This is a genomic window from Mesorhizobium sp. M1334, assembly GCF_040317995.1.
Lineage (GTDB): Bacteria > Pseudomonadota > Alphaproteobacteria > Rhizobiales > Rhizobiaceae > Mesorhizobium.
The window spans coordinates 1-11156 of record NZ_JAMYLM010000052.1 but is presented as its reverse complement, the minus strand read 5'-3'; the positions used below and the strand labels follow the sequence as shown (position 1 = coordinate 11156).

At 61.0% G+C, this 11156-nt stretch carries 6 protein-coding genes and 5 pseudogenes; 9 read left to right on the top strand and 2 right to left on the bottom strand.

What is annotated here, in order from left to right; translation table 11 throughout:
• Nucleotides 1-170 (top strand): integrase core domain-containing protein (locus tag NKH17_RS32770; RefSeq protein WP_352973481.1); only part of this gene is annotated, 170 nt, incomplete at its 5' end.
• 474 nt (nt 171-644) lie between these two features.
• Here the strand turns inward: NKH17_RS32770 and NKH17_RS32765 are convergent.
• Nucleotides 645-848, bottom strand: coding sequence for a transposase (locus NKH17_RS32765; protein WP_352973480.1), 204 nt, complete (start codon nt 846-848; stop codon nt 645-647).
• 59 nt (nt 849-907) lie between these two features.
• Here NKH17_RS32765 and NKH17_RS32760 point away from each other — a divergent pair, with 59 nt between their 5' ends.
• From NKH17_RS32760 to NKH17_RS32745, 4 genes and pseudogenes are all read left to right on the top strand, one after another.
• Nucleotides 908-1237: a hypothetical protein gene (locus NKH17_RS32760; RefSeq protein ID WP_352973479.1), complete on the top strand. Its 330-nt coding sequence runs from the start codon at nt 908-910 to the stop codon at nt 1235-1237.
• Nucleotides 1238-1316: 79 nt separating this feature from the next.
• Nucleotides 1317-1522, top strand: a pseudogene (locus tag NKH17_RS32755) (transposase); the annotation flags it as partial.
• A gap of 361 nt (nt 1523-1883) precedes the next feature.
• On the top strand, nt 1884-3170 hold the full coding sequence (locus NKH17_RS32750) for an aminotransferase class I/II-fold pyridoxal phosphate-dependent enzyme (protein WP_352973478.1): 1287 nt from the start codon (nt 1884-1886) through the stop codon (nt 3168-3170).
• 292 nt (nt 3171-3462) lie between these two features.
• Complete coding sequence (locus NKH17_RS32745; RefSeq protein ID WP_352973477.1) at nt 3463-5919, top strand: CaiB/BaiF CoA-transferase family protein; 2457 nt, start codon at nt 3463-3465, stop codon at nt 5917-5919.
• A gap of 673 nt (nt 5920-6592) precedes the next feature.
• On the opposite strand, the pseudogene NKH17_RS32740 reads toward NKH17_RS32745, so the two are convergent.
• A pseudogene (locus NKH17_RS32740) lies at nt 6593-6847 on the bottom strand (transposase); the annotation flags it as partial.
• Nucleotides 6848-7066: 219 nt separating this feature from the next.
• On the opposite strand from NKH17_RS32740, the pseudogene NKH17_RS32735 reads away from it, so the two are divergent.
• The 4 genes and pseudogenes from NKH17_RS32735 to NKH17_RS32720 all read left to right on the top strand — a co-directional run.
• A pseudogene (locus NKH17_RS32735) lies at nt 7067-7928 on the top strand (site-specific integrase).
• Nucleotides 7929-7940: 12 nt separating this feature from the next.
• A pseudogene (locus tag NKH17_RS32730) lies at nt 7941-8156 on the top strand (transposase zinc-binding domain-containing protein); the annotation flags it as partial.
• Nucleotides 8157-8231: 75 nt separating this feature from the next.
• The gene (locus NKH17_RS32725; protein ID WP_352973476.1) at nt 8232-9398 is read left to right on the top strand and encodes an IS110 family RNA-guided transposase; all 1167 of its coding nucleotides are present in this window, start codon (nt 8232-8234) and stop codon (nt 9396-9398) included.
• A gap of 295 nt (nt 9399-9693) precedes the next feature.
• A pseudogene (locus NKH17_RS32720) lies at nt 9694-10677 on the top strand (IS91 family transposase); the annotation flags it as partial.
• Nucleotides 10678-11156 lie beyond the last annotated feature (479 nt).

Here is an 11156-nt window from a genome sequence, read left to right as displayed (position 1 = left end):
GCCTCAACGAACGGCTCTTCACCAGCTATCGGCACGCCCGCAACAGCATCGAAGAATGGAGGATCGACTACAATGTGAATCGCCCACACACGAGCCTCGATGGGCTCACCCCGCTTGAATATGCAACCCGATCCGTCAAGGATCACAACGTGAACAGGGCTAACTTATAGACGCGGACAAAACGGGGAGCACGTCACTTAGACCGTGGTCAAGAATGATGGATGAACTTTTCGCCCTATGCGTTTTGCCACAGGTTTGTCCTTCGTTGATGGGCAGCATGGAGACGGGATGGGCCTTGAGACGGCGGTTGATCAGCTCTTATTCGCGGGTTGGTTACCCGCACTTCCGTAATCTGTCCTGGGCTTGCCGGGGTTCTGATCTTCAGTGAAGAAGCTCGCTGCAATTTCAGTTGACCGGTTCCATCTGGGAGCCGATGGCCCACAGGAACGCTGCCATCTCGCGCGCGGCCGCCGCAACGACGAAGGGTTTGTTCTTGCCGGCAGCCACCAGGCGCCGGTGGCGGGCGCAAAGGCCGGGTCTGCACCCTTCAGGCGATTTCGCGCACGGCCTTCGGAAGACCTCGAGCCGGACGCGAATGGGCTCCGTCACCCTGGCCGGATAGCGCTAGGCAAAGGCGTCTTCGATCAAGACGCGGCGGGCGCGGCGATTGTGGCCAATGTCAGGCCGCCGCGCTTTACTGCGTCGCCGGTCGAGCGCTCCGAGGGCACCAGACCGAGAAAGGCCATCAACTGGCGCGGATTGTCGAAGCGACGGACATCGCCGGCTTCGCTGACAAAGGTGACCGCGACGATGAAGGACACACCACGCAGCGCCCGATAGGCCGCCACCACTGGCGCCGTGGACCAGCTCGGCCAACTCTAGCATCGGTGATCGCGTCGACCTGATCTTGGAACACGAGCTGCTGGGCCGGATGGTCGAACCGTTGCGCCGCCAGCCAGCGGGCATGGGCCCGGCTCCAGTTCTTGTAACCGGTAAAGACCCGACCATGGCGCAGCAGGAGCGAAAGCAGCATCTGGCGCTTCTTGCGCAGATCCTCGCTCGCCGCGGACCGCACCCGCACTATGTCGCGTCATGCACCGCGTCTGGAACCCAAATTCCCTTCAGTTCTCCAGCCCGCAGCAACCGTGCCAAGCTGATCGCATCGCGCCGGTTCGCCTTGACGCACTCGCCCCGGCGCTTGGGGATCAGCGAGGGCGCAACGACGTCGCAGAGCTGACCGAGCTCGATGATCTGCCGGTAAAGCCCGTTGCGGTCGGGCGGGGGCTTCGCAGCAGAAAATGCAGGCGAGGATGCTCGATGTGAACGCTCGCCGGCTAATGACCGCGCCAGGCGTCGGCGTCCTGATCTCGTTGACCTTCGTGTCGGCTGTCGACGCTCCGAGCGTTTTCGCACCTCGCGTGTTGGCCCGCACTTCGGACTGACGGCGAAAAAATGCCAATCGGACGAGACTGACTATAGTGGTAGCATCTCCAAAGTTGGCGACGCGTGCGTGCGAACCGCGCATATTAATGCGTAGTGGCTGCTCGCAGCGCTCCTCTATGTGCGCGTGGCGGCAGCAGCGAGTTGTGCTCCACATCGCTACCGCCACAAAACACTGTCGGTCGCCGCGACTGGGGCTGCTACTCCGTGGCTACTGCCATCGGACGGCGTAGCAATCGCGGACTCGCCTTGAACGCTCGAGCCCTATCTGGGTTGGTAGGTGTCCAAGCGACGTGGCAAGGGTTTAGTTGGCTGAACCCAAGGTGCAGATCGAACTGTGGCAAGTTCCGTGCGGCACTTTGGTTCGGACCGATGTCGCCAAGCCGCGCTCCTCATCTGAGCGGTCGCGAGCGTATTTTGGGCAGGCCAGAATGGAGAATGAGATGCAGCAGCGGGTCGCTCTTTCGCATGGTGTTCGCCCGACCGAACACTTTCGGAACACTGGCTATATGGTCAACAAGAGCATGACGTGTTTCGATGCGGCCCACGCGGCTGGTCTCATGGCCGTCTACGGACGTTCCACGACGGGACGCACCTTTGCTTTGGGCACCGGTCCGCTTGACAGTCGACCGCAGGTAATCGATTTCGTGCGATGCTCCTATCTTGGTCTCGACAATCATCCGGTGATCATCGCTGGCGCGATCGAGGCGATTGAGGCGCATCAGTCATTGCATTGGTCCTGCGCACGAACGCGACTCAATTTCGATCTACTCGCAGAGCTCGAAGCAACCCTGTCGGAGATGTTCTCCGCGCGTGTGCTCACCTTTTCCAGTGTCATGCTCGCCAATCTGGGCGCGATGCCCCTCCTTGCTTCGGGTCAATTGACGGGCGGCAGGAAGCCGGTCGTCGTGTTCGATCGCGTTGCGCACATCTCGCTCGCCCATCACAAGCCGGTGGTGGCTGATGAAACGCGAGTGGAAACGATTGCGCACAACGACATCGAGGCTCTCGAACGCTTGTGCCGCCAGGAGCCAGTGGTCGCCTATATATGCGATGGTGTTTACTCCATGGGTGGCCATTCGCCGCTCAAGGAATTGCGCCAACTCCAGGAACGCTATGGGCTCTTTCTTTACATCGACGATGCTCATGGCATTTCGCTGTTCGGACGCCAAGGCCAAGGATTTGCGCGCTCTCAGTTTCCGCAAGAGCTTGGTGACCGCACGATCATAGCAGCCTCGCTGGGCAAGGGATTCGGCGCATCGGGCGGCATGTTGATGCTCGGAACGGCCGACCAGGATGCCCTGTTTCGACGTTACTCCGTCCCCTATGCGTTCTCGGCGGCCGCCAATCTAGCGGCAGTTGGCGCGGCGCTTGGCTCGTGCAAGATTCACCGCTCGGCAGAACTTGGCCAGCGGCAAAGCCTGTTGGCGCAACGCATTGAGCTCTTCGACCGTCATGTCGCAACCGCCCAGCAAGGCAGTTCGCTTCCGATCAGAATGATCGCCATCGGATCGGAGGCCAAGGCGATCGCAATCGCAAGAGAGCTTCTCGATGCCGGCTTCTATACCTCGGTGACGTTTTTCCCGACAGTTCCGCAAGGAAAGGCGGGGATCCGGGTGTGCATTACAGCCGACCATGAGGTCCGAGACATAGAGCGGTTGTGCGACCGCATTTTGGAAAAGGTAGCCCACACAACCGGCGAGCCCCATACGCGACCGAACCTCCCCTGAGGTGTTAGCGGCGATTCAGCAGAGGAATTTAATGGAACTGCCAGATACGACCAAGTTGCTAGCAGTTGATAGGGCCAGGACGACCTCGTTACGAGGCGTTGTGATCGTCAAAGCGACTGACGGTCATCGTAAGAAAGTCGCGAACGCGCTTGGTCCAGTGTCGCCGGCGAGTATCGGTCGCAAATGCCTGTGGATCGATGTCTGGCGAGCAGCGCCGCGTTCTTGGCGCCTCAGGTTCGTATCGTAGCCGGTGATTTCCGGAGCAATCAGCATAGCCGGGAAGGAGTCCTCGATGGGAGTATTGTCGCATCTGCGGGTCGTCGAAATAGGTAGCTCGGCCGCAACCAGTTATTGCGCGAGGCTGTTTGCCGATTTTGGCGCCGACGTTCAGAAGGTCGAGCCGCCAACAGGCGATCCTCTTCGCCGAACCGCGCCAGTCACGCCCAGTGGACAGAGCGCGTGGTTCGCATTCCTGAACTTCAACAAGTCTAGCAACATCGTCGATGCCACAGACCCGGACGCGATTACATGGCTGACGGCACTAATCGAGAATTGCGACATTCTGGTCGATGGCCGCGACGTCGGTTCCGCAGATTGCCCGCCCGTTGATATCGCCGCAATCCGGCAACGGCGCCCCGGGTTGACTTACCTCGAAGCGAGTTGGTTCGGCCTCGAGGGGCCCTATGCGGGATTCGCAGCAACTGATTCGACCGTCCGCGCGCTCGCCGGCCTCGTCAAGCTGGTTGGACCGGGCGAAGGCCCGCCGTTGCACGCACCCGATTTCCAGACGGGTATCCTTGCCGGCCTGTGGGGCTTCATTGCTCTGGCCAGTTCGGCGGTTGCGCGAATGCAGGGCAGGGCAGGGCGATCATGGTCCCTCAGTATTTTCGAATCGAGCCTCGCTGTCAGCGAGTATCTTATGTTCGAGGCGTTTGCGCGCGGCGACGTGATGCACCGGATCGGCACTAACCGCTTCTGGCCCGGCTTTCCGCTCGGCATCTATGAAACCAAGCGGGGTTGGCTTGGCGTCACGACGTGGACGCCGGCACAATGGCGCGCATTCTGCGACATGCTCGGTCTAGCCGAATTGCGTGATGATCCGGCTCTGGTCCTCGCCGAAGATCGTCTGCAACACATGGAAGATATTGAACGACAGTTTGTCCCAAAGCTGAAGGAGCGAACAGCGCAAGATTGGTTCGAGGAGGGATTGAAACGGAAGATCCCCATCGTGCCAGTACCGGAAATATCCGATCTGCTCCGCGATACCGAGAAAAAAGCGCGCGGCGTGATCGTGCCCGTCTTGCTTGGCGAAGAAGAGGGCTTGACCGTAGGCTCGATGCAGCGGCTGACGCTGACGCCGGCGCGCGGGGGAGGGAAAGTTCCAGCCCCCGGCGAGCATCAGGCTTACGCGAATCGCGGGACACACTTAACCGCATTGATGTCGTCCGGCTGCATCGATTCGGACCGGCAGCCGTTAAAGGAGGTTCGCGTGATCGACTTCTCGATGGGCTGGGCGGGCCCGTTGTGTACGCGCACTCTGGGTGATCTCGGCGCGGACGTCATCAAGATCGAGGCCATCCAATATCCGGACTGGTTCCGCGGCGTTGATCGAAGCCCTGCTTACGTCCACGACCACTTGTACGAAAAGGCGATGTGCTACTGCATTATGAACCGCAACAAGCGCGGTATCACACTCGACCTGACACGGCCGCAGGGACTCATTCTTGCAAAACGGCTTGTAGTGGGAGCCGATGTTGTCGTCAGCAATTATTCGGTCGACGTGCTGCCGAAGCTCGGGCTCGGATACGACGTGCTAAAAACCCTGAACCCACGCCTGGTAATGATGTCGATGTCTGCCTTTGGCGTCGACAGCGTTCATCGCAATTGTCGGGGTTATGGCTCGACTCTCGAGCAAGGCTCAGGGTTGCCGAGTGTGATCGGAGATCCTGACGGGCCGCCCGTCATGAGCCATGTCGCATTCGGAGATCCCGTGGGTGGGTTGAACGGCTGCGCTGCAGTTCTGGTTGCACTGATTCACGCCCGCAACACAGGGCAGGGACAGTTCATTGATCTTGCGCAGATCGAATGCATGATGCCGTTTGCAGCACCATGGATCACTGTTGGCTCGATAGGTGGTTTGCCGCCACTAAAGTTTGGAAATCGACATCCGCAGTTTGTACCTCATGGCTGCTTCCGGAGTGCAGGTGAGGACAGCTGGATCATGGTAGCCGCAACTGACGAGGATATGTGGCAGAGGCTTGCCGTTCTTATCGGTCGGCCAGATTGGGCTGCAGACGCGTTGCTGAAATCAGCAGAAGCTCGCCGGGCCATTGAGGATGTTATCGAGGAAGGCATCACAGTCTGGACACGCAGCCGCGACGCGGATGAAGCCATGTCCGAGTTGCAAGCAGCAAGAGTCGCTGCCGGCGTAGCTCGGATGCCAAAGGACCTACTTACGGATCGGCATCTGGCATCTCGCGCGTTTCTGCAAGACGTTGAACGTGATTTCGTGGGCTTACATCCGCAGCCCTCGATGCCAATCCGCGAAGGTGCAGGCCCCTATGCAATTCGCACAGCAGCGCCGACACTCGGACAGCATAACAGAGATGTCCTATCAGGGATTCTCGGCCTCTCCGATGCTGAGATCGCACAATTAGTCAAGGAGGGCATCATCGGTGTGGCGATGCTCTCCGAAGGAGAGCTGTCACAAGCAGAAAAGGTGCCATCAGATAAATCAACGCTACAGTGAGGTCAAGAGGGATGCTAGGGCGGCCATCGTGCCTCACTGGGGCGGCGGGATCGAGAGCTGGGCCCGATTGCGTGACGCGGTTCGGCTATTCGAAACTGGTCAAGCTCACATACGGTCGTCGCTTGGGACGGCTGCACCAATATCCGCTTGCGGCGGCGAAAGCCCAGAAGACGAGATTCAAGCCAGCTCGAATCTCGGTTCGCCTTCTGGTATCCGCCGAGACTGATCAGCCCCCGGGGGTGTGTTGTTACAAGTCGCTTTAGGCCGACTTAATGAAGCACCTCCCATAAACGCGCCTGCAATCACGTATCTGCACAACGCCACGAGCAAGGCGATCTGCCGGCGATTGTTGAAGTGCCGGAGCAGCCCTTTTGCGTAGAGGCGGGCCGACAAACGGCTTGAGCTGCTGCTCAAACACATCGAGCGGAACGTGATGCTCTGGTTGCGGCACAACGATTAGCTGCGCTAAACCGTCGCTCGCGAGAATGTTGCTCGACGCCTGGGATCGCCGCCATCCTTTGAACCAAGGGCTGTTTCGACCTTTGACAATAGTAGGAGGTCGCCGCCTGTGCGGGCTCGCCGCCGCCGCCGTGGCAGAGTGGATTGGTCAACCGCGAGCAAGGCGTTTCGATGGCGGTGGTCAACGCCGTGCGTGCCCTCAGAGACGGCCGCGCCCGGCAGCCGCCCTCTTCTCGAAGATGCGCTGCCAGATGCGGCGCTGCGACCACCTGTTGTAGCGATTGTACATTGTGGTTGGCGGACCATAGGCTGGTGGCACGTCGCGCGAGCGGCAACCGGTCTTGAGAACATGCAGATGCCCAAAATCACCCTGCGGTCATCAACCCGAGATTCCAGCTTTGCCACGAGGAAGATGCGGTTCCATCGCCCTCCACGCCTCATCCGACAACCAAAGTAAGCTCTTCGACATCAGTCCTGCCTCCAGCGACTCATTGAAGGCGAAGAATACCAATGGAAATCAGTCTATTGTGTGAGTTCTCAACCTAGCACTACTTTGGCAGGTTCTGGGAGCGTTTTGAGGATTGAACGAAGCCGCTGACGCGTCATTTGGTGCGTGGGTTTGCGGATGACGCTTCTGTTTTGAAGGATTGCGGCTGTTGAAGCGCAATCTTGAGAACAGGAGTTTGAGATGGCCGAGTTGAGCCCTCTTCGCCGACGCATGATCGAGGACATGACGATCCGCAATCTGTCGCCGGCCACCCAGCGATCCTACGTGCACGCGGTGGCCAAGTTTTCGCGCTATTTCGACCGCTCGCCGGACCGGCTCGGCCTGGAGGACGTCCGCGCCTTCCAGGTCCATCTGGTTTCGGCGGGAGTCTCGTGGCCGGCGCTGAACCAGACGGTGTGCGCGCTGCGGTTTTTCTACGGCGTGACGCTGGGCCATGCCGAGATCCCGGAGCGGATCGTCTACGCCCGCTCGCCACGCACGCTGCCAGTGGTGCTGAGCGCCGACGAGGTCGTCCGGTTCCTGGAGGCGGTGCCGAGCCTGAAGACCCGAACGGCATTGACCACGGCCTACGCCGCGGGACTTCGCGCCTCGGAGACCGTCGGGCTGAAGGTCGGCGACATCGACAGTGAACGCGGCGTGATCCTCGTCCATCACGGCAAGGGCGGCAAGGACCGCACCGTGATGCTGTCGGCGCAGCTTGTGCGCATCCTGCGAGTCTACTGGCGGCTGGCGAAGCCGCAGGGTTGGCTGTTTCCCGGGCGCGGCGTCGACCGCCCCATCGATGTGCAGGTTCTCTATTCGGCGTGCCGCTCGGCGCGTGCGGCTGCCGGCATCGACAAGCGCGTGACGGTGCATACGCTCAGGCACAGCTTCGCCACGCATTTGCTGGAGAACGGTACGGACATCCGCATCATCCAGGTGCTGCTCGGCCACAACAACCTGTCGAGCACGGCGCGCTACACGAAGGTCTCGAACGGTCTCATTCGGCGGACGGAAAGCCCCGCTCGATCGGCTGACCATTGAGGTTGTGCCGCCGGGCTGACCGGTTCCGCCAATGTCGGCGAGACTGGAGGTGGCGGACATCTTCCGCCGCCACGGCGAGGCGTATCGGCAGGCCCATGACGGCCATCTCGGGCGCGTCGAGCGGCGCGTGATGAGCGCGATCGAGCTATGCCGGACCGCCGAACTGGGCGGCCATGTCGAGGGCTGCCGGTCCTGCGGGGCGATCCGCGTCGCCTACAATTCCTGCCGCAATCGGCACTGCCCGAAGATCCTATGGGCTGGTGGATAGCGACCTGCCGTCGGCAGAATGGCGTTGCTAAACCCACTCATTCTGGAGACGACAATGCAACAGGTTGCAAATCGGCCGGAACCGGCCGCTATCCGCATTGATCTTGGCGCGATCTTTGTTTCGATGGAACTGTCTCGATCAAGTTGGCTGATCACTTCACTGTCGCCGGGTGGCGGGGAGAAGATGTCCAAGCATTCTCTGCGGGGCGGGCACGTTGCGGGACTCCTGGAGCTGTTTGCGACGCTCCAGGAAAAGGCTCGGGCACGAACCGGCGAGCGCTTCCGGATTATTGTCATTCAGGAAGCTGGACTAGACGGCTTCTGGATCCATCGGGTGCTTCAGGGCGAAGCGATCGAGAGCCACGTGGTCGACGCCGCCTCGATCCTGGTGTCACGGCGGCGCCGACGGGCGAAGACCGATAAGATCGACGGCGAGACCCTGGTACGGACCTTGCTGGCCTACAAGCGTGGCGAGCCGCGGGTCTGCTCCATGGTCAGGCCGCCGACCCCCGAGGAAGAGGATCGCCGCCGACTCTGCCGGGAGCGCAAGACGCTGATCGCCGAGCGGGTGGAGCACGTCAACCGGATCAAGGGGCTGCTGTTCGCCCAGGGCGTCGGTGACTATGAGCCGCTGCGTCGCGACCGACGCGCCAGGCTCAAGGATCTGCAAACGGGTGATGGTCGCGCCTTACCTTTCCACCTGAAGGCACAGGTTGTGCGTGAGCTCGACCGGCTTGAGCTGATCCTGGAGCAGTTGCAAAAGGTCGAGGCGGCGCGCGACGATCTGCTGTTGGATCGGGCCAAGGCGAACGACCCGGCGCCGGTGGTGAAACTGCTGCAGCTGAAGGGGGTGGGCGCTGAGTTCGCCAACGTACTCTGGTCTGAAGGTCTTTATCGTCATTTCGACAATCGAAGGCAGCTTGCGGCCTATGCCGGGCTTGCGCCAACGCCCTGGCAGAGCGGTTCTGTCGATCATGAGCAAGGCGTCTCAAAAGCGGGCAATCCGCGGCTGAGAGGAACGATGGTGCAGATGGCCTGGCTGTGGCTGCGACACCAACCAGACTCGGCCCTCAGCCAGTGGTTCAAACAGCGGGTCGAGCGCCACGGTGGGCGGCTGCGTAAGCCGCTAATCGTCGCCTTGGCACGTAAACTGCTGGTCGCACTGTGGCAGTATGCGACCGCCGGAGTGGTGATGGAGGGCGCCATCATAAAGCCGACCTGATCTGAAGCCAACCAAACCTCTTTCGCCATCTGACGGGGCCTGATCAGCCCCGGCGGATCCAGGTGGACGAACCGGCCTGGCATATGGTCTCAACAACCGCCCCTAAGAATGGTCACGTCCTCCTGAGCCTAGCCGCCGTATGCGGGATAAGGGTGCAGCCGCCCTGGGGCGGCGACCGTATGTGAGTTTCAACCGAGCCAGAAATGCTCGTATTGGAAACAGGCTCAACCTCGGATCCGTAGCAACTCCAGGAGATAATCCATGAAGCCGTAAGCCGTACACAATCCGGTTGACCCGAGTCCGCCCATGTGAGTGCCAGGGACAGGCCTGCCGGGAATGGCTTGCCGCGCGGCAGGGCGAACTCCTGCCGGTTCCCTATTTCCACGTCGTCTTCACGCTGCCGGCGCAAATCGCGGCGATCGCCTTCCAGAACAAAGCGGCGGTCTACACGATCTTGTTCAAGGTGGCCGCCGAGACGCTACGCACCATCGCCGCCGATTCCAAACATCTGGGAGCCGAGATCGGCCTTGTCGGCGTCCTGCACAGTTGGGGTCAGAACCTCCATTATCATCCCCATATCCATTGCATCGTGCCAGGTGGTGGGCTGTCGCCCGATGGAACGCGCTGGATCTCTTGCAAGCCCGGCTTCTTCCTGCCGGTGCGGGTGCTGTCGCGCCTGTTCCGCCGACTCTTTCTGGAGGAACTGCGGACAGCGTATGAAGCGGGCAAGTTGAGCTTCTTCGGCGATCTCGCCGAACTGGCGCTGCCCGTCGTGTTCAGACGCCGGCTGGGCGAGGCCCGCCGCCTCGAATGGGTCGTCTATGCCAAGCCGCCGTTCGGCGGGCCAGAGCAGGTGCTGGCTTATCTCGGTCGCTATACCCACCGTGTCGCCATCGCAAACTCCCGGCTCGTCAGCATGGCCGACGGCAAGATTGTGTTCCGCTGGAGAGATTATCAGCATGGCGGCAAGGCAAAGCTCATGACGCTGAATGTGCACGAGTTCATCAGGCGCTTCCTGCTGCACACCCTGCCGGACGGCTTCCACCGCATCCGCCATTATGGATTCCTCGCCAACGGCCATCGCGCCGCAAAGCTCGACCTGTGTCGCAGGCTGCTGGCCAACCCGCTGCAGGACAATATCGAACCGCGCGTCGAAAGCACGCCCGCGCCCCTCTCATTAGCGCATCGCTGCCCATGCTGTGGAGGATCGATGATCACGCTGGCCATCTGGCGCTGCGGACAAGCGCCGCCAGGTCCCTTGTGGGACAACACCTCATGATCGTACGCGGCAGGTCCACATCACCAGCTTTGGTATCCGTCGCCATCCGCGCCGGCATGCCGACCTTTGACTTTCCGCACAAGACCGCGAGCACTCGTGCCCGCGACAGAAGGCGTCCCCACCCAATCCGCGGTGATCGCCATCAAGAGTCGACCTTCCACCGTGCCATCATCCCTTGGGGTCGCATCGCGGTTGCCCTTCATTCACCCGACGAAGACAATCCCGACCGCCCCTCCAGGCTACAATCCCCATAGCGCCAGATTAGCCCGCGGCTTCGTTCAATCCGGCTTGCAATGAGGTCCGACGTCGAGCCTGCGTGCCCCGGCTGTGCCCGGACCTCACAGAACCCTTCAGATTCCCAAGAGCGGTTTTGCGTGATTCATGAGAGGTCGGCTGTTGGAGGGGCCGGCCATGAACAGGGATTGGCAACTCGATCTGGAGCGGTGGCTTGAGCCGTTCGTCTCGGCGTTGAGGCACAA